Source organism: Uruburuella suis, from assembly GCF_022870845.1.
Lineage (GTDB): Bacteria > Pseudomonadota > Gammaproteobacteria > Burkholderiales > Neisseriaceae > Neisseria > Neisseria suis.
In genome coordinates, this window is sequence record NZ_CP091507.1 from 463,188 (window position 1) to 481,756 (window position 18,569).

Sequence of the window (18,569 nt, forward strand, 5' to 3'; positions counted from 1 at the left end):
GCCTGATTGCCGACTGCCATCAGAGGCCGTCTGAAAACATTTCGTTTAATCGGCCAGCTTTAAAGCCAGCTCTGCCAGCCTTTTGCCTTGGGCAAAGGCGATTTGCTGCTCGTCTTTACTCAAATCGGGTTTGCCCTCGCTGCCGGCGACGTGTGAAGCACCATAAGGTGTGCCGCCGCTGTGGGTGTGGCTGAGCGCGGCTTCGCTGAAGGGCACGCCGCTGATGAGCATGCCGTGGTGCAAGAGCGGCAGCATCATGGTGAGCAGGGTGGATTCTTGGCCGCCGTGCTGGCTGGCGGTGCTGGTGAACACCGTGGCGGGCTTGCCGATTAATTCGCCCGAGAGCCATTGGGCGATGGTGCCGTCGAGAAAATATTTCATGGCGGCGGCCATGTTGCCGAAGCGGGTGGGGCTGCCCAAGGCCAGCGCGGCGCAGTTTTTAAAATCGGCGGCGGTGGCATAAGGCGCGCCTTCGGCCGGAATGTCGGCGGCCACGGCTTCGCACACGGCAGACACTTTGGGCACGGTGCGCAACACGGCCTCGCAGCCGGCCACGCTGTTGATGCCGCGGGCGATTTCGCGCGCCAGATTGAGGGTGGCGCCGTGCTGGGTGTAGTAAAGCACAAGAATGGGCAGGCTTTTTTGGCTCATGGTTGGGTTTCCGTTACAATAGGTTGATATCGAAAAAAGGAAGATTATGCTGAATCTGGGCTGGTGGCAAGATTTGTGTCGCACGCGTTTTGCGGGGTTTATGGTGTTTTTGTGGAAACGCTTCGATGAGGTGCGGGTGCCGCAAGTGTCGGCCAGCCTCACCTTTACCACGCTGCTGGCGCTGGTGCCGGTGCTCACGGTGACTTTGGTGGTGGTGTCGGCTTTTCCGATGTTTGACACGCTTTCTGATTCGTTTGTGCGCTTTATCAACCAAACCATCGTGCCGCAGGGCGCGGGGGTGTTGTTCGACTACATCAATCAGTTTAAAGGCAAGGCCAGCAACCTTACCGCTATCGGCATTGTGATGCTGGTGGTGACTTCGCTGCTGTTGATCCGCACCATCGACCAAACCTTTAACCGCATTTGGCGCGTGCAGAGCGAGCGACCGCTGTGGACGCAGTTTTTGGTGTATTGGGCGCTGCTCACTTTCGGCCCCTTGGCCATCGGCCTGAGCCTGACGGCTTGGACATTGATGCTGCAGCAAAGCCGGGTGGATGAAATGTTTCCCTTTCTCACCGGCGTGTTGCGCACCGGCTCGTCGATTTTATTCAGCACGGTGATTTTGTGGCTGCTCTACCGGCTCGTGCCCAACCGCTATGTGCCCGCGCGCCAGGCGCTGGTGGGCGCGGCGGTAACGGCGGTGCTGCTGGAGGCCGCGCGCGCGCTTTTTGCCTGGTATATCGGCACGTTTAACAGCTACACGCTGATTTACGGCGCATTTGCGGCGATACCGGTGTTTTTGCTGTGGCTGAATTTATTGTGGATGCTGGTGCTCACCGGCGCGGTGTTTACCGCTGCGCTGTCGTATTGGCAGGGCGAGGCTTTCCGCCGCCATTTGGGTACACAGGGGCGCTTTGACGATGTGTTGAAAATCCTGCTGCTGCTCGATGATGCGCAGCCGCAAGGCCGTGCGCTGCTGGTGCAGGATTTTCGCAACCACATCAATATGGGCTACGATGAATTGGGCGATTTGCTGGAAAAGCTGGCGCGCCACGGCTATGTGTATCAAGGGCGGCAAGGCTGGGTGTTGAAAACCAATGCCGCCAGCATCGAATTGGATGATTTGTTTAAATTGTTTGTGTACCGCCCCGCGCACATCCAACAAGATTATGTGAACGATGCGGTGGAGCAGATTATGGCGCCGTGCCTCAACGCCATGAACATCACCTTGGCCGATTTCAGCGTGCATGCCAAAAGCAGCCGTGAGGAAGGGGAAGGCCGCGGGGCGGCGGGTGACGGATAATAACGGTTGTTAAAAATAGGCTTGTTGCGCTGTTTCGCTTTGAATGCAGAAAATAAAACGATGCCGTCTGAAAAAAGTTTCAGACGGCATTTATGCGTCATGTGTAGGATTACGCTTTGTTTGGACAAAGCTAATAGTACCTACGTTTGCTGCCGCAGGTACGCACACCGCCCAAAGGCGGCGTAATCGTACGCATGAAACCACGAGCCTGCATAAAATACAAAGGCCGTCTGAAAAAGTTTCAGACGGCCTCGGTGCATATGCCGGTTTATTGTTGCTGTTGCTGCTGCTGGGCAGCGCGTACGGCAGCTTGGTCGGGGTTGATCAAGATTTCAACGCGGCGGTTTTGGGCGCGGCCTTCGGGTGTGGCATTAGACGCAACCGGTTGGCGCGAGCCGTTGCCCACGGTGGTGAGGCGCGAAGTGGCCACGCCGCGCTGGTTGAGGTAGCCCGCCACCGATTGGGCGCGGCGCAGCGAGAGCGGATTGTTGATGGCATCAGAGCCGGTGTTGTCGGTGTTGCCGGCCACGGTTAAGGTGGTGTCGGGATATTGCACCAGCGTTTGCGCAGCTTTGGCCAGCGCATCTTGGGCAGCGGTGCTCAAAGCGGCGCTGTTGGTGGCAAAGGTGATGCTGTCGGGCATTACCAGCTTGATTTGGTTGCCTTCGCGCTGCACGTCCACGCCGGTGTTGGCCAGGCTTTCACGCAGCTTGTGCTCTTGATAATCCATATAGCCGCCGATGCCGGCACCCACCGCGCCGCAAGCCAGGGCAGAATTGCGCGCGCCTTTGCCGCCGTGGGTGAGCGCACCGATAATGCCGCACACAGCCGCGCCGCCCAAGCCATACACGGCGGTTTTGCTGGCCTGCTGCTCGCCGGCGGCATTGGTGACGCAGCCGGTGAGTGCCAAAGAGGCTGCCATCACGGCCAAGGTTACGGGTTTGAACATTTTCATGAAACATCCTTTCAAAGGTGTGGGCAAATCGGGCAAGCTGCCCGATTGTTCATAGTCAACATTTGCGCAATATCGCGCGTGTAACGTTTTTCACTATAGCCGACATTTTTCCCAAATAAAAGTTCGCTTAACCCGAAATTACACAGGCCGTCTGAAAGGGGGTTTCAGACGGCCTGTGGGCAAAAAGATTAGAGCGCAAACTCAGCCCACACCGGCGCATGATCGCTGGGGCGCTCTTGCGCGCGCGCTTCATTATCCACCTGAACATCTTGCAGTACATCGCGCATGGCGGCCGACACCAGAATATGGTCGATGCGCAGACCGAGTTTGCGTTGAAACATGGCGCCGCGATAGTCCCACCAGGTGTACATCACCGCTGCGGGATGGATATGACGCAGGCCGTCGGTGAGACCCAGCGCAAGCAGATTTTGAAACCAGCCGCGCTCTTCGCTGGAACAGTGAATCTGCTCATGCCATTTTTCCGGGTCGTACACATCATTATCGGCCGGCGCAATATTGAAATCGCCCAAAAGCACTAATTTTTCGTGGCGGCTCATTTCATCGCGGATAAAATCGGCCAGCGCGGCAAACCAGCGGCGTTTGTAATCGAATTTTTCACTGCCCAGCGCTTCGCCGTTAACACAATACACATCGACCACACGCACACCGTTTACCGTGGCGGCAATTACCCGCCGTTGCGGGTCATCGGGCAGGCCGGGCAGGCCGGTGTGCACATCGGCCAATTTGTGTTTGCTGATAATGGCCACGCCGTTATAGGTTTTCTGGCCGCTCCAAGCCGTGTGCCAGCCCGAGAGCTGGAAGGCGGCGGCGGGATATTTGTTTTGATCGAGCTTTAATTCCTGCAACACCAACACATCGGGTTGGTGTTGTTGCAGCCAGTCTTGCACTTGCGTCAGGCGCACATTGAGAGAATTGATGTTCCAGGTGGCGATTTTCATGAAGATTCCGTCAAAATAAAAAAGGCCGCAGCATGTTTCAGACGGCCTGAGCGGCTGCAACCATGCGGCAACCCTAATAAAAAAATTTACTTTTCGCTGCTGCAATACAAATCATGCAGCGTGGCGATAATGGCTTCCAACTCTTTCGAGGTAAGCCGGTATTGCAGCACACGGTGATAGCGCGTGAATTCCACCACGCCGGCGCTGCGCAGCTTGGCCAAATGGTTGGACACCGCCGTTTGGTTGATGCCCACGGCTTCCACCAAATCGGTCACGTTTTTCTCGCTCTCCAGCAGCAGGCACAAAATCATCAGCCGGTGCGGATGCGCAATCAATTTCAGCAGCGCCGCGGCTTTTTCGGTGTTTTTCAGCATCTCAGGCAGAGATATAGGGGCATGGATATTCATAAAAAGCATTGTAGATTCTTACGGCGCAAACGGCAATTGCTGTTTATGATATGAGAAGATTGTGCTATGATGAAAATGAAGATTCAGACGGCCTATCCGACTGAAATATAATGAATAATCAACCGGAAAGGAGAGAGGCATGGGCTGCAAAAATGTAGGCACAATCGACCGCATCATCCGCATCGTGATCGGCTTGCTGCTGATTTCGCTGGTGTTTACCGGGCCTGAAACCATGTGGGGCTGGCTGGGCTTGCCCTTGCTTATCAGCGGCTTGTTCGGCTGGTGCGGGGTTTACAGCCTGATGAAGGTAGACACCTGCCGCAAAAGCAAATAACGCAAACTGATTGCAGAGGCCGTCTGAACGCTTGAACTGCCCCCACAATCTTGGACATTTTTAAGCCACTAAATCAATCATTCTTCAAGCGGCGGTTGCAAACTGGGTTCTGTATGCCACAGGACTCAGTTTTTTCAATTTCAAACTCAATCTGTCATGGTTGTAGTAGCGGATATACTCGTGTATTTCCGCTTCCAATGCCTCTATCGAAGCAAATGTGCGGTTGTGGAAACATTCCGTTTTCAGCACCGCAAAAAAGCTCTCCATCGGCGCATTGTCCCAACAGTTGCCTTTGCGCGACATGCTTTGGGTGATTTCGGCTTCTGCCAATTGCGCGCGGTAGGCGCGGCAGCGGTAGAGCACGCCTTGGTCGGAGTGCAGCATCGGCTTTTGCGCGCCCAGTTGCGCCACGGCCTGCGACAGCATGGTGGCCACCATTTCGCTGTTGGGGCGGCGCGATAGGTGGTAGCTGCGGATTTCGCGGTTATACAGGTCCAGTATCGGCGACAGATACAGCTTTTGGCCGTCGCATTTAAACTCGGTCACATCGGTCAGCCACTTTTCATCGGGCTTCTCGGCGCTGAAGTTGCGGTTCAGCAGGTTTTCGGACACTTCGCCCATGGCCGGCGGGTAGTATTTTCGCTTCTCTCGGACAATGGCTTTTAAATTCATTTTCTTCATCAGCCGTTCTGCTTTTTTCTTGTTCCACGATAAGGCGGCGGCAATGCGGCGGGCGCCGTAACGGCCTTTGTGTTGGTCGTAAACGGCACGAACGGTTTGCATGTCGGCCAGGTCTTTGTCGGGCTTCTGGTTGCGCTTCCGGCTGAAGTAAAAGCTGCTTCGTTCGATATCTGCGGCAGGGAGCAGGTATTTGAGGGGATGGTTTGCCCTTAATGCTTCGATGATTTGCGCTTTTTTGGCGTTGCTGTCTTCTGAGGAAAAAGGGCTTCGAGCTTTTTTAGATAGGCGACCTCGGCTCTGAGGTAGCCCACTTCTTGCAATAGCTCATCCTGTGTTTTTTCTTTATCGGGTTTGTCGGCAATAAAGGGGTTGGTTTTTTTGTCGGCCATGGCTTGGGGATGCTCGAGTGCCGCGAGTCCGCCTTGCTCGTAGGCGGCAATCCAGCGGCGTAGGTGGGTGCGGGACATTCGAAATGCGTCGGCGGTGAGCTGCTGGCTTCGAATGCGGTAGTAATGCATAACGGCTTGGTATTTGAAGTCTACGGTATATTTGTTCATAAGAAAACTGCACCTTTATGGGTTGGATGGGGGTGTCCAACTTTTGGGGTGCAGTTCACGCTTTCAGACGGCCTGTTTTGATAAATACAAAAAGCCCCTTTGTTGGGGCATTTTTCATGGGTATTCAACGGAATTCATGCAACATCATCAGCAAAGCTTTTTGTTTTTCCGGCGACAAGTCACGAAACAGCTGCAACAGCAAAAGCTCTTCCTGCGCTAAAGCCCCATCCCCGTGAGACATACGCCCGTGGCGCAACCATTCCGGTGTGCTGCCCAGCCATTTGGCCAAAGTGTCGATTTTATCCGCCGTAGGAATAGATTGCCCGATCAGCCAATTGTGCACAGCTTGCGGCGTAACCGATTTATTCGGGTGGCGCAGATTAAAGCGGTTGGCCAAATCACCGGTAGAAAGCGCAGCCATGCCTGCCTGCTCAAGCGCAAAGCGCAGCCTTTTGCTGAATTCGGATTTATCTTGGTTGGAATGCATGAAGGCATTATCAATAGCCGCATCGACATTTCGTAATCATTTGCTTGAAATAATAAATTAAATAATTGATAATGTGAGTGCTTGTCAGGTAGTGTAAATAAAGCTTAAATCTTTAAACAAGGGAACTAAAAATGTCTTTAAAAACAATCGGAGCATTAACCGTGATTGCGTTAAGCCTGAGTGCGTGCGGCAGTAGCGGCACATCAGGGGTGGTGAAGCCAAACAGTAATACGACAGTTGAACAAACTGAAACGGAAAAAGCCGCTGCCGAAAAAGTTGCTGCTGAAAAAGCCGCCGCCGAGAAAGCTGCTGCTGAAAAAGCTGCTGCTGAAAAAGCCGCCGCCGAAAAAGCTGCTGCTGAGAAAGCTGCTGCTGAGAAAGCTGCTGCTGAGAAAGCTGCTGCTGAGAAAGCTGCTGCTGAGAAAGCTGCTGCTGAAAAAGCCGCTACCGAGAAAGCCGCTGCCGAAAAAGTTGCTGCTGAAAAAGCCGCCGCCGAGAAAGCTGCTGCTGAAAAAGCTGCTGCTGAAAAAGCCGCCGCCGAAAAAGCTGCTGCTGAGAAAGCTGCTGCTGAGAAAGCTGCTGCTGAGAAAGCTGCTGCTGAGAAAGCTGCTGCTGAGAAAGCTGCTGCTGAGAAAGCTGCTGCTGAGAAAGCTGCTGCTGAGAAAGCTGCTGCTGAAAAAGCCGCTACCGAGAAAGCCGCTGCTGAAAAAGCTGCTGCTGAAAAAGCCGCCGCCGAGAAAGCTGCTGCTGAAAAAGCCGCTGCCGAAAAAGCCGCCGCCGAAAAAGCCGCCGCCGAAAAAGCTGCGGCAGAAGAAGCAGCCCGTTTAGAAGCCGAACGTATTGCCGCTGAAAAAGCTGCAGCGGAAGAAGCTGAACGGATAGCCGCCAAAAAAGTTGAATTGGTTAAGTTGGCTCATGAGGCGGGTTTAAGTAATGAGCTGGCTCAATCATTCGCGACTAATCATACAAATGTGGCAAATAATGATATTGATGTTGCATTGGCCAGCTTTATTCGCGATGAGGCGATAAATGCAAAAGGTGATTATTTTTCTGAGGGCTTTTCTCAACGAAATGGCGGCGTGGCTTCTGCCTCTTCAGTTTCTACATCTATAGTAAATGGTGTTGTCAGCAAATATGGTGAAGAAAGAAAAAGCTATAGCTATGAAAAGCTCTACAATCAACCTTATTCAATTGTGATTGGTGGGGGTGAAGCAAATGATTTAACGCGTTATAACGGTTCTTCTGTTTATAGCAGCTCAAATAAAACCTTTGACATCACTGAAATTGCAGGTTTAGCCACCCAAGAGCATGCTCTTCCAACGTTGGGTTCGGCCACTTATCTCGGTAAGGCGATGAATGCAGCCGATGTATTAGGTGATCTGAGTTATACGATTAATTTTGGCAGCCGCACAGGTTCAGGCATGATTAGCGGTTTGAGCAACAGTAATGCTTCAGCCGATATTTTAGCAGCCGGTTCGATTGGGTTGCTGGAAGGGAAATTGGCGAAAATCAATGTAGGCGGTCAATCACTTATGAGTATTGCCGGAGTTGCGCAGGCTGGGGATAGTGCATGGGGTTATGTGAATGGCAAATATTCACTCGGCTTGTTCGGTCCGAAGGCAGAGGAAATAGCAGGCTCTGCATTGTTTGACAATGTTGGAAATGATGGCAAAATCGGTTTCGGCGGACAGCGCGGCGAAATCATCAAATAAGCTTTTCTAACTGCTCAGGCCGTCTGAAAGATATAATATTTCAGACGGCCTTATTTAATCAGAACAATATTCAAAATGTATAAACTCAATATTAAGGGGCAAAAGCCGGCATGGTGGCTGGCGCTTGCGGTTTTTCCGGTTTATGCCGCTGATGCGCCCTTACCGCTGCCGGATTCAGTCATTCCCGAGCCGGTGTTTTTCGAGCAAACCGAGCCGCCCAAGCCGTCTGAAAACTTATTGAAGCCGCCGGCTTTGCAGCAGCAAAAGCCGGCGACGGCTTTGAGTGCGGAAGAAGTGCGCGGCAATGCGGCGCTGGCCACGGCGCTGATTAATCGGGCCTTGATGGCGCAGCAATGGGATTTGCTGGCCGAATTGCTGGCGCTTTATCCGCAGGCCGAGGGCTATGATGCGGTGCTTTATGATTATGCGCGCGGGGCATGGCTGCGTTCGCAGCAGCGCTATCCCGAGGCGATTGCGCTTTATCGCGGCATTTTGGCGCAGCAGCCCGATTTGGCTTACCCGCGCTTTGATTTGGGCGTAATGCTATTTGAAAACCGCCAATACCGCGAAGCCGATGCCGAGCTTGCGCGTGCCAAGCCTGATCTGGCAGAGCCGATGCAGCAGCTGGTTGAGCGCTATCAGGCGGAAATTGCGCGGCAGCAGCGCTGGCAGCCGCAAATCAATCTACAATACGAGCAAACCGATAATGTGAACAATGCTTCGGCCGAACGCGATATTGTGCTCAATGGCGTGCGCTTTGTGAAAAACGAAGAATCGCTGCCGCAATCGGCACACGGTTTGCGCTACGGCGTGGGGCTGGGGCGCGAAATGAATGTGGACGGCAATCATTTTATCGGCGCAGATGCGGGCTTTGACGGCGTGCATTATTGGGATAACCAGGCTTATAACGAGCAAAGCCTGCGCTTGGGCGGCGCTTACCGTTGGCGAGATTTCCACCAAAATGCGGGCGTGGCGCCTTTTGTGGAGCAAAACTGGCTCGGCAGCGCGCGCTACAGCCGCCAATTCGGCGCCACGCTCGATTACAGCCGCCGCCTGAATGCACGCTGGCAGGCTTCGGCCGCCTACACGCATATGCAGCGCCGCTATGCCGAAGAAGAGGTGGCCAAGCGCCATAATGGTGCGTTCAACCAGCTTTCGGGCACGCTGATTTGGCAGGCTGCACCGCAATGGCTGCTCTTTGGCGGCGCGGATTACAGCCGCGACCACACGCGCGACAAGGCCGAATCTTCCGAGCGCAAGGGCGGCCGCATCGGCGCGGTGTATGCCGGCAAAAATTGGGGCGCGCGCACCAATCTGCGCTATGTGTTGCGCGATTTTGAAGCGGATAACGATTTCTACGGCTACCCGCGCCGCGACAAGGAATATCACGCCGGCGCGGCGCTGTGGCACAATAAATTGGCTTGGCAAGGCTTGGTGCCGAAGCTGAATTTCCGCTATCTGAAAATCGACAGCAATATGCCGAGCTTTTATTCGCGCTCGAGCGCGCAATGGTTTGTGAGCGTGGAGAAGGCTTTTTAGCGGGGCTGGTGCGGGCAATAGCGTAGGCCGTCTGAAAAGTGGGACTTGGTTTGCATGATGGCGCACAAAAACCATTATATGAAAGCCGGCATGTCGGCCTGGTTGATGGAGCAAGGCTTTGTAAATTAAAAATAATTTAAATGTTAGAGGCCGTCTGAAATATTTCAGACGGCCTTTTATCCGAATTATTTTTTGAATCTATTATTGAAATGATGTTAATGAGTTGATTTTTTAGCGGACACAAAATATGATGATTATGTTTGGCCGCCGCAGGCCGGATTCAAGCATCCGACCTGCGCAGCGCCGGTATTCATCGTTTTCATAACGGATACGGAATGTGTGAAAGCGCAGCATTCGGAAACCATGCAGATTTTAAACAAGATTTAAACAGGCCATTTGAGAACTTTGCAAAACCAGATAGCTGCCGCACCCGCGCAGGCGGGCGCCCAGTGCAGAGCAGCGCTTTGCTTGTCTCACACAAATAAAGTGGCATAACGGAGTAGCTTGGGTTGAAAACCCAACAAGCCCACAGGCCGTCTGAAACGTTGGGTTTTCAACCCAAGCTACTCCGTTATAGAGCGTAGTTTTGTATCACTTTTTCTTGTATTCCACTATAACATCAAATAATTGATTCATCATATTTTGATGGCGGCTACCTGCTCGACAACTGAAGCTGCGCCTCAGGCTGGGCTTCTGCCTGCACAGGAGCGACGGAAAGGAAGTTGTGCAAAGATCTTCATTTATTTGTTTTGCATTTATCTGTTTTAAAGGAAATGATAAATGAGCTTAAGCCTGATGTTTTATTTCCTGCTGGCCAGCATCATGGTGGCTGCGCTGCCGGGCCCTGCCATGATGCTGACCATACAGAGTGCGGTGGCCGGCGGCTGGCAGCAGGGCATAAAGGTGACAGCGGGCATTTTGCTCGCTGATGTGGTTTTACTGCTGCTGGTGTGCATCGGTTTGGGCGAAATCATGGCCGCATCGCCGCGGCTGGTGGCGGTGTTGAATATAGCGGCGGCGCTCTATCTGCTTTATTTGGGGCTGCGCACGTTGGCGGATGCGCGCCGTTTTCCCGGCGGCTTGAAAGTTGATACAGGCCGGCAGGTGGCAGCGGCGAAAGAAGGCTTTTTCATCACGCTCATCAATCCGAAAACGATTATTTTTCTGCTGGCTTTTCTGCCCCAATTCGTGCGCGATTCCGCTGCTATCGGGCCGCAGGGGCAGCTGCTGGTGTTGTCGGCATGGTTTGTGTTGGCGGTGGCGGCGGTGATGGCGGCTTATACCTTTGCCGCCCATGCCGCCCGCAAATATTTGGCCGCGCCGCTCTGCCGCCGCTTGATGTCGGCAGGGTTTGGCTTGGTGTTGGTGTTTATCGGCGTGCGCAGTTTGATTGAGGCCGTCTGAAAGGCGCATTTTGAGGCGGATTGTTCAGACGGCCTTAAGTTCATCTATAATAAGCCGCTGATATGTCAGGCCGTCTGAAAAGTTGCTTATGAAATTTGCCTTTTTTATTCTTTATCTGATTCAGCTGCTGCCTTTTGCCGCCATCCACAAGCTGGCCGATTTTATCGGCACGCTGGCTTATTATGCTGTGGCGCCGCGCCGCAGAGTGGGCGAGGTGAATCTGCGCCTGTGTTATCCCGAATGGAATGAAGCCGAGCGCAAAAAAGTGCTCAAGCGCCATTTTCAGCACATGGCCAAATTATTGTGCGAATACGGGCTTTATTGGTATGCAGATGCGGCCCGCTTGAAAAAGCTGGTGCGCTATCAGGATAAACATTATCTCGATGAGGCGCTGGCTGTGGGCGAAAAAGTGATTTTGCTCTACCCGCATTTCACCGCTTTTGAAATGGCGGTGTACACGCTCAATCAAGATGTGCCGCTGGTGAGCATGTATTCGCATCAGAAAAATAAAGCCATGGACGAGCAGATTTTAAAAGGCCGCCACCGCTACAATAATGTGTTTCTCATCGGCCGCACCGAAGGCTTGCGCGCGATTATCAAGCATTTGCGCAAAAGCGATGCGCCGTTTCTTTATCTGCCCGACCAGGATTTCGGCCGCGCCGATTCGATTTTTGTGGACTTTTTCGGCATTCCCACCGCCACCATTGCCGGCTTGAGCCGCATCGCCGCGATGACCGGCGCCAAAGTGATACCCGCCATTCCCACCCGCGAAGCCGACAACACGGTGAGCCTGCGCTTTTATCCGGCTTGGGAACATTTCCCCGGCAACGATGCCGCCGTCGACACACAGCGCATGAACGACTTTATCGAAGCGCGTGTGCGCGAGCAGCCGGCGCAATATTTCTGGCTGCACAAGCGCTTCAAAACGCGGCCCGAAGGCGAGGCCGGGTTTTATTGAACGATGCTGCGATTTTTCAGACGGCCTTGAATCTTCATTCCAGGCCGTCTGAAAATTTGCAGCGGGATTGGGCGTGGCTTCGGGTATAATCGCAACAAATTTTAACAAATGTATGCAATATGAACGCCGAACACACGCACGCGCCCAAAGTGCTCATCGTTTACTATTCCCAAACCGGCCAGCTCTCGCGCATGGTGGAAGCGTTTGCCGCACCCTTGCGCCAAAGCGGCGCCGAAGTGGAATATTGCGCCATCCTGCCGCAGCAGGCTTATCCTTTTCCTTGGCCTTTTTGGCGCTTTTTCAACACCTTTCCCGAAACCGTGCATTTGCAGCCGGCGCCGATTGAAGCGCCGCAATTTGCTCATGAGCGCTATGATTTGGTGGTGATTGCCTACACGGTGTGGTTTTTGTCGCCTGCGCAGCCGATAACGGCTTTTGTGCAGCATCCGGCCGCGCAGCCGATTTTGCGCGGCGCTTCGGTGATGACGCTGATCGGCTGCCGCAACATGTGGTTGATGGCGCAGGAAAAAATGAAAGCCTTGCTGGCCGATGCCGGCGCAAAGCTCATCGATAATGTGGTGAAAATCGATGCCTGCAGTAGCGCCTGGAGCTTTGTTACCACGCCTTTGTGGCTGCTCACCGGCAAGCAGCAGGGCGCTGAGTGGCTGCCCAAAGCGGGCATTGCCGAAGCGGAAATCGCCGATTGCGGCCGCTTCGGCGCGCGTGTGGCCGAATGTTTGCACAGGCCGTCTGAAAGCGATCAGCCGATGTTGCGTGGCATGGGCGCGGTGACAATCAACGAGCGGCTGATTTTCAGCGAAACCGCCGCCGCGCGCAGCTTTTATTTGTGGGGCAAATTGCTGATGGCATCAGGGCGGGTGTCGCCGCTGCTGCGGCGTGTGGTGTTGGCGCTTTATGTGGTGTTTTTGGTGGCGATTATTCTCACGGTGGTGCCGGTGAGCGCGCTGCTCAAGCGCTTGTTTGCGCCTTTGCTGGCCGATAAAATCCGCCGCCAGAAAGTCTATTTCAGCCAGCCTTCGGGCGAATGATAACTTTGCATCAAGAGCCATAAAATGAACACATTATCAGAAGTTTACCTCACCCACAGCGCCGCTTTCCTGCCCAATGCGCCGGTGGGCAATGATGAAATGGAAGCGGTGCTGGGCATGGTGGGTGACACGCCTTCGCGTGTGCGGCAGATGATTTTGCGCTCAAACGCCATCCGCAGCCGCCATTACGCCATCGATCCGGCCAGCCGTGCCGCCACCCACACCACGGCAGAGCTGGCCGCCGCTGCGGTGGAGGCTTTGTTTGCACAAGGTTTGCCGAAAAACGAAGTGGGCGCGCTGGCCTGCGGCACGTCTTATCCCGACCAGATTCTGCCCGGGCATGGCGTGATGGTGCACGGCCTTTTGCACGATGCGCCGCCTTATGAGGTGTTGAGCGCGGCGGGTGTGTGTGTGGCCGGTATGGCGGCGATGAAGTATGCCTATCATGCCGTGCGCACCGGCGAGCACCGCCGCGCTGTGGCCTGTGCGGCGGAAGCGGCCTCGGCGATTATGCGCAAAGAAGCGTTTCAGCCGGAAATCGATGTGAAAAAGCTGGCCGATGCCAAGCCCGATATTGCGTTTGAAAAAGATTTTCTGCGCTGGATGCTCTCCGATGGTGCCGGAGCCGTGTGTTTGAGCAACGCGCCGCTTTCAGATGGCCCATCGTTTAAAGTGCATTGGATCGAGCTGGTGTCGTATGCTAACGAAATGCCGCCCTGCATGTATGCCGGCGGCCAAATGCAAAACGGCGTGTTCAGCGGCTGGAAAGCGCACCGGCAAGCCTATTGCGATGCGCACAGCCTGATGAGCATCAAGCAGGATGTGAAGCTGCTCAATGAGCATATTGTCGGCTACACGGTGGAAAAAGCGCTGCACCACACGCGCGCGCGCCACCCGCTAAACGCCGAAGAAGTGGCTTGGTTTCTGCCGCATTATTCTTCGGGCTATTTCCGCGACAAAGTGTATGCGGGACTGAAAAATGTGGGCTTTGAGCTGGGCTTTGAGAAATGGTTTACCAATCTGCCCGAAAAAGGCAACACCGGCTCGGCTTCGATTTATATCATGCTTGATGAATTTATCCGCAGCGGCCGCGCGCAAAAAGGCGAGAAAATTTTGTGCTATATCCCCGAGAGCGGGCGCTTTTCATCTTGTTTTATGTTGCTCGAGGCCGTCTGAAATGGATGAAAAAGACATTCCCCAGCACGGCAGCAAAATTTTTGCCGGCCAGAAAAAAGTGGTGTATGCCACCCGCAACGGCCATTATGTAGCAGGGCAGAGCAGCGGCTGGGATGATGAATCATTTGCCACCGAGCAGGCGGTGCAGGCGTTTGACGTGCAAACCGAAGCGGCTTGGCAGGCTTATCAGGCCGGCACGCATTCGGCGCTTTATTATCTGATGTGGCGCTACCGCCACGATGAAGCCAGCCTGGCCGCTGCCACCGGCCAATTCCGCTGGCAGCTGCGCCGCCATTTCCGCGTGGCCGTGTTTGCCAAAATCAGCGCCAAAACGCTGGCCAAATATGCCGAAGCTTTCCAATTAACCCCCGATGAAATCCGCCAACCCCGCCATGAACACACCGCATTTTAACCACCGGCAAACCGCTCATTGCGAAAGCGGCGTGATGTCGGCACTTTTGCGCCACCACGGCCTGGATTTCAACGAAGCCATGGTGTTCGGCCTCGCTTCGGCGCTTAGCTTTGCCTATATTCCGCTGGTGAAAATGGCCGGCATGCCGCTGATTGCCTACCGCACGCTGCCCAAAAGCATTATCCGCCGCACAAGCCGCGCGCTCGGCCTGCGGCTGCAGATGCAGAAATTTGCCCGCCCCGAAGCGGGCATGGCCGCGCTCGATCGGGCGCTGGATGAAGGCGCGCTGGTGGGGCTGCAAACATCGGTGTATTGGCTGCCTTATTTTCCTGCGGAAATGCGTTTTCATTTCAATGCGCACAATCTTTTGGTATATGGCCGCGATGGTGATGATTATTTGATCAGCGACCCGGTGTTTGAAAACGTGCAGCGCTGCAGCCGCCAAGATTTACAGCGCGCCCGTTTTGCCAAAGGCGCGCTGGCGGCCAAGGGCTTGATGTATTGCGTGGATGCGGCGCACATGCCGTCTGAAAGCGGGCTGGACATGCGCGGCATCATCCGGCAGGCTTTGTTGAAAAACGCCCGCCAAATGCTGCCGCCGGTGTGGTTTGCCGGCGTGCGCGGCATGGGCACGCTGGCGGCCAAAATCGAGGCGCTGCCCCGCAGCACCGACGAAGCTTATGGCAAGCTTTATCTCGGCCACATTGTGCGCATGCAGGAAGAAATCGGCACCGGTGGCGCGGGTTTTCGCTATATCTACGCTTATTTTCTCGAGCAGGCCGCCGAGCGCCTGAATGCGCCCAAGCTGCAAAGCTGCTCGGCAGAAATGACCGCTATCGGCGATGAATGGCGCACCTTTGCCAGCTTGGCCGTGCGCCAATGCCGCAAGCCCAAAAGCGGCGGCTATGCAGAAGTGGCCGCCAAGCTGCGCGAAATCGCCAGGCAAGAAGAAGCTTTGTGGCGCGAAATCAAACGCGTGGCGGCGGATTTGTAAGTTGGATTAGGCTGTGGCAAAGGCCGTCTGAAAGGTTTCATACCCATTCGAAAAAATAAGCTAACTGCGTTGGCTCGCCTAGCCGTGCTATCTGTGCTGTCGCAGGCTTCCGTCTTGTAAGCTTACTTTTTTTGAATGAGCATTACGCCTTATACCAATCCAAAAAAATAACCTAACTTCGTTGTCTCGCCTAGCCGTACTATCTGTACTGTCTTCGGCTCGCCGCCTTGTTAGCTTACTTTTTTGAATTGGTATTATTTTATGTTTGGCATAAATGAAAAAACCGCCGGTGCGCTTGGCAACAGGCGGTTTTTTGCAGATGAATTGAAATGGGTGATAAGGTTAAAACACCGCGCGCAGGCCGAGAAAGCAGATAACGGCAAGGCTGGCGGCTGCCGGCAGGGTAATCACCCAAGCTAAGCCGATCGGCTTCATCAGCGCCCAGTTGGCGTTGCGGTTGACCAAGCCGATGCCCAAAACTGCGCCTACCAAGATGTGGGTGCTCGACACAGGCAAGCCCATCAACGAAGCCATCATCACCACGGCAGCAGCAGAGAGCTCGGCGGTAAAGCCTGAAGAGGGGTGCATTTTGGCCAAGTTGGTGCCCACGGTTTGAATCACTTCTTTGCCGATAAACCACAAGCCCACAATCAAGGCAACGCCAAACGTGAGCATGGCCACGGGCGGAATCGGTGATTGCGAGTTGATGTCGCCGGTGCGCAACACATCCATAATCGCGGCAAACGGGCCGATGGCATTGGCAATGTCGTTGGCGCCGTGGCTAAAGGCGAAGCCGGCGGCTGTAAATACCTGCATCCAGCTGAACATCAAAAACGTGGATTTGCCCAAATCTTTGCGTTTTAAGGTTTTGGCATAGATAAAGGTGGCCATCCAAATGGCGGCGCCGATCATGAAAATGGTGAGGAAGCTGGAGAGTGTGCTCATGCCCAAATGCAGATTTTTCAAACCTTTGAAAATCAGCATAGAGGAAATCATCATGCCGCCGATGGCAGCAATAATCGGTACCCAGGAATGCAGGGCTTTATAGGCATCGATGCCGCTTTTGCGGTGGTCGATATCATAAAGGCCTTTATAATAAGAAGATTCCAGCTCGCTCGGGTCAAAATCGGCATCGCCGTAGATTTGTGCATCGCGCGCCATGGCAGAGGCGCATTCGATTTTTTCTGATTCGCTCAAGCCTTCGAAATATGCACGGTGCTGCTCTTTATAGGCTTTTTTCTCTTGCTTGATGGCTTTCAGATTTTCTTCCGCGCTGGTGTTGTAGTCGAGCACATGCTTTTTGATTTGGCTAAACAGCAAGTAAGAAACCAGGCCGCCAAGCACGGGAGAAAGCACCCACGAAGCGGCGATTTCCGCCATTTTCGGCCATTGGATCAGCGCAAAAGCATCGCCGCCTTCGCTGATAAAGCCCAAGCACAGCGCGCTGCCGACAATGCCGCCGATAATGGCATGCGTGGTGGATACGGGCCAGCCGCGTTTGGTGGCAAACAGCAGCCACAGCGCGGCTGCCAGCAAGGCAGACATCATGATATACACAAACTGTATTGGCTCGAGATTCATCCCGTTTAGATCAATCAGGCCTTTGCGGATGGTGTCAGTCACTTCGCCGCCGGCAATCACCGCGCCGCTCACTTCGAAAATCGCGGCAATCAGCAAGGCTTGCGGAATGGTTAAAGTGCCCGCGCCCACGCTGGTGCCGAATGAGTTGGCCACATCGTTGCCGCCGATGTTGAACGCCATAAACACGCCGAATAAAGTGGCCAGCAAAAACAGTGTAGTATGGTTATTTCCGGTGTAGCCCAAGCCCCAAACGATAAAATAGCCGACCATGCCGATAAGCAGGGCGGCAAAGATAAAATTCAGTTTTGTCATGGATGCAGTGGATTGGGACTGAGCCATGTGGTGTTTCCTTGTATAGATAATATGAAGTAGCTTAAAAATTCTTTTTATATTTTAATCCATTTTGATGATAAATATGTGACAGGTACCAAAATTTCCTTGTAAATAGCGCTTTTGTGGCGCGATAGCGGCAAGGCTGAACGGCTGTCGCAACAATAAGGGTGTTTGCAGCAGGTTTGGCAAGAAAAAAGCTGTATCCGGGCGGCCGTGTGCGCTTTGCGTTAAAATCGAAACATAAATTGTGCGGCTAAGGCCGTCTGAAAGGAAAACAATGCAAGCATTATCATTTAAACCGGTGCGGCAGCCTTTGCGCTTTTATGCGGTGGTGCCTGATGCAGATTGGGTGGAGCGGATGGTGCAAGCAGGTGCCGATACGGTGCAATTGCGCAATAAAACCTTGCAAGGAGCCGCTTTGCGGGCAGAAATCGAGCGTTGCGTGGCCGCTTGCGCCGGCACGCAAACGCAGCTGTTTATCAACGATTATTGGCAGCAAGCCATTGAAGCCGGCGCTTACGGCGTGCATTTGGGGCAGGAAGATATGGACGATGCCGATTTGGCCGCCATCGCTCGCGCAGGCTTGCGTTTGGGCTTGAGCACGCATTCGGTGGCCGAGCTGGATCGTGCGCTGGCGGTGCGGCCGAGCTATGTGGCCAGCGGCGCGGTGTTTCCGACCACCACCAAGCAAATGCCGACTGCGCCGCAAGGGCTGGACAATCTGCGCCGCTATGTGGCACAAGCCGGCAACACGCCTGTGGTGGCCATTGGCGGGATTGATTTGCACAACGCTGCCGAAGTGCTGGCCGCCGGTGCGGCTTCGCTGGCGGTGGTGCGCGCGGTAACGGAAGCCGCCGATCCGGCCGCTGCGGTGAAAGCTTTTCAGGCTTTGTGGGCTTAAAGTATTTTCTGTAATATCACAGGCCGTCTGAAAATGTTTCAGACGGCCTTGGGTTTGTGAAATAAAATACGCATGCTGATTTTTGCAAAATTAGTTATATGTTTGAAAAATAAGGAAATAAAATCTTATTTTAATGGTGCGGATTGTGTAGGATGCCGTTTCAACCTGTGTGGCTG

At 54.0% G+C, this 18,569-nt stretch carries 19 protein-coding genes; 11 read left to right on the plus strand and 8 right to left on the minus strand.

Features of this window, described 5'->3' with window-relative positions:
- Positions 1-45: 45 nt before the first annotated feature.
- Positions 46-651: an NAD(P)H:quinone oxidoreductase gene (gene wrbA, locus LVJ78_RS02055; protein WP_132954749.1), complete on the minus strand. Its 606-nt coding sequence runs from the start codon at positions 649-651 to the stop codon at positions 46-48.
- A gap of 46 nt (positions 652-697) precedes the next feature.
- On the opposite strand from wrbA, the gene LVJ78_RS02060 reads away from it, so the two are divergent.
- Positions 698-1,954, plus strand: a complete 1,257-nt coding sequence (locus LVJ78_RS02060; protein WP_132954750.1) for a YihY family inner membrane protein — start codon at positions 698-700, stop codon at positions 1,952-1,954.
- Positions 1,955-2,222: 268 nt separating this feature from the next.
- Here the strand turns inward: LVJ78_RS02060 and LVJ78_RS02065 are convergent, their stop codons facing one another.
- From LVJ78_RS02065 to LVJ78_RS02075, 3 genes are all read right to left on the minus strand, one after another.
- Complete coding sequence (locus LVJ78_RS02065) at positions 2,223-2,909, minus strand: YiaD family glycine zipper/OmpA-like lipoprotein (RefSeq protein WP_132954751.1); 687 nt, start codon at positions 2,907-2,909, stop codon at positions 2,223-2,225.
- Between the two features lie 188 nt (positions 2,910-3,097).
- Positions 3,098-3,868 carry an exodeoxyribonuclease III gene (gene xth / locus LVJ78_RS02070; protein ID WP_132954752.1) on the minus strand — a complete coding sequence of 257 codons (771 nt, stop codon included), beginning with the start codon at positions 3,866-3,868 and terminating at the stop codon, positions 3,098-3,100.
- 86 nt (positions 3,869-3,954) lie between these two features.
- Positions 3,955-4,275: an ArsR/SmtB family transcription factor gene (locus tag LVJ78_RS02075; protein ID WP_132954753.1), complete on the minus strand. Its 321-nt coding sequence runs from the start codon at positions 4,273-4,275 to the stop codon at positions 3,955-3,957.
- Positions 4,276-4,414: 139 nt separating this feature from the next.
- Between LVJ78_RS02075 and LVJ78_RS02080 the strand changes: the two genes are divergently transcribed.
- Positions 4,415-4,609 carry a YgaP family membrane protein gene (locus LVJ78_RS02080; RefSeq protein WP_132954754.1) on the plus strand — a complete coding sequence of 65 codons (195 nt, stop codon included), beginning with the start codon at positions 4,415-4,417 and terminating at the stop codon, positions 4,607-4,609.
- Positions 4,610-4,693: 84 nt separating this feature from the next.
- Here the strand turns inward: LVJ78_RS02080 and LVJ78_RS02085 are convergent, their stop codons facing one another.
- From LVJ78_RS02085 to LVJ78_RS02095, 3 genes are all read right to left on the minus strand, one after another.
- Positions 4,694-5,611 (minus strand): IS3 family transposase, encoded by a 918-nt coding sequence (locus tag LVJ78_RS02085; protein WP_342345064.1) that lies wholly within the window; start codon positions 5,609-5,611, stop codon positions 4,694-4,696.
- Complete coding sequence (locus tag LVJ78_RS02090) at positions 5,500-5,847, minus strand: helix-turn-helix domain-containing protein (RefSeq protein WP_244802588.1); 348 nt, start codon at positions 5,845-5,847, stop codon at positions 5,500-5,502. The genes LVJ78_RS02085 and LVJ78_RS02090 overlap by 112 nt, the downstream gene beginning before the upstream one ends.
- A 124-nt stretch (positions 5,848-5,971) precedes the next feature.
- A complete protein-coding gene (locus LVJ78_RS02095) occupies positions 5,972-6,334 on the minus strand; it encodes a helix-turn-helix domain-containing protein (RefSeq protein WP_132954438.1) in 363 nt (120 codons plus the stop codon).
- A 131-nt stretch (positions 6,335-6,465) separates the two neighbouring features.
- On the opposite strand from LVJ78_RS02095, the gene LVJ78_RS02100 reads away from it, so the two are divergent.
- The 8 genes from LVJ78_RS02100 (at position 6,466) to darH (ending at position 15,578) form a co-directional block, all read left to right on the plus strand.
- Positions 6,466-8,046: a factor H binding protein domain-containing protein gene (locus LVJ78_RS02100; RefSeq protein WP_244802591.1), complete on the plus strand. Its 1,581-nt coding sequence runs from the start codon at positions 6,466-6,468 to the stop codon at positions 8,044-8,046.
- Positions 8,047-8,121: 75 nt separating this feature from the next.
- Complete coding sequence (locus LVJ78_RS02105; RefSeq protein ID WP_132954439.1) at positions 8,122-9,585, plus strand: surface lipoprotein assembly modifier; 1,464 nt, start codon at positions 8,122-8,124, stop codon at positions 9,583-9,585.
- A 780-nt stretch (positions 9,586-10,365) separates the two neighbouring features.
- The gene (locus tag LVJ78_RS02110; RefSeq protein ID WP_132954440.1) at positions 10,366-10,989 is read left to right on the plus strand and encodes a LysE family translocator; all 624 of its coding nucleotides are present in this window, start codon (positions 10,366-10,368) and stop codon (positions 10,987-10,989) included.
- Between the two features lie 88 nt (positions 10,990-11,077).
- Positions 11,078-11,947, plus strand: coding sequence for a lipid A biosynthesis lauroyl acyltransferase (locus LVJ78_RS02115; RefSeq protein WP_132954441.1), 870 nt, complete (start codon positions 11,078-11,080; stop codon positions 11,945-11,947).
- 119 nt (positions 11,948-12,066) lie between these two features.
- The gene (locus tag LVJ78_RS02120) at positions 12,067-12,996 is read left to right on the plus strand and encodes a dialkylrecorsinol condensing enzyme (RefSeq protein WP_132954442.1); all 930 of its coding nucleotides are present in this window, start codon (positions 12,067-12,069) and stop codon (positions 12,994-12,996) included.
- A 24-nt stretch (positions 12,997-13,020) separates the two neighbouring features.
- Entirely contained in the window at positions 13,021-14,172 is a 1,152-nt protein-coding gene (locus LVJ78_RS02125; RefSeq protein WP_132954443.1) for a beta-ketoacyl-ACP synthase III, read from the plus strand.
- A gap of 1 nt (position 14,173) precedes the next feature.
- Positions 14,174-14,584, plus strand: coding sequence for a DarG family dialkylresorcinol biosynthesis protein (locus LVJ78_RS02130; protein ID WP_132954444.1), 411 nt, complete (start codon positions 14,174-14,176; stop codon positions 14,582-14,584).
- A complete protein-coding gene (gene darH, locus LVJ78_RS02135; protein WP_132954445.1) occupies positions 14,565-15,578 on the plus strand; it encodes a BtrH-related acyltransferase DarH in 1,014 nt (337 codons plus the stop codon). Before LVJ78_RS02130 ends, darH begins: the two co-directional genes overlap by 20 nt.
- 342 nt (positions 15,579-15,920) lie before the next feature.
- On the opposite strand, the gene LVJ78_RS02140 is transcribed toward darH, so the two are convergent.
- Positions 15,921-17,498 carry an inorganic phosphate transporter gene (locus tag LVJ78_RS02140; protein ID WP_132954446.1) on the minus strand — a complete coding sequence of 526 codons (1,578 nt, stop codon included), beginning with the start codon at positions 17,496-17,498 and terminating at the stop codon, positions 15,921-15,923.
- 271 nt (positions 17,499-17,769) lie between these two features.
- On the opposite strand from LVJ78_RS02140, the gene thiE reads away from it, so the two are divergent.
- Positions 17,770-18,393: a thiamine phosphate synthase gene (gene thiE / locus LVJ78_RS02145; RefSeq protein WP_132954447.1), complete on the plus strand. Its 624-nt coding sequence runs from the start codon at positions 17,770-17,772 to the stop codon at positions 18,391-18,393.
- Positions 18,394-18,569: the final 176 nt, after the last annotated feature.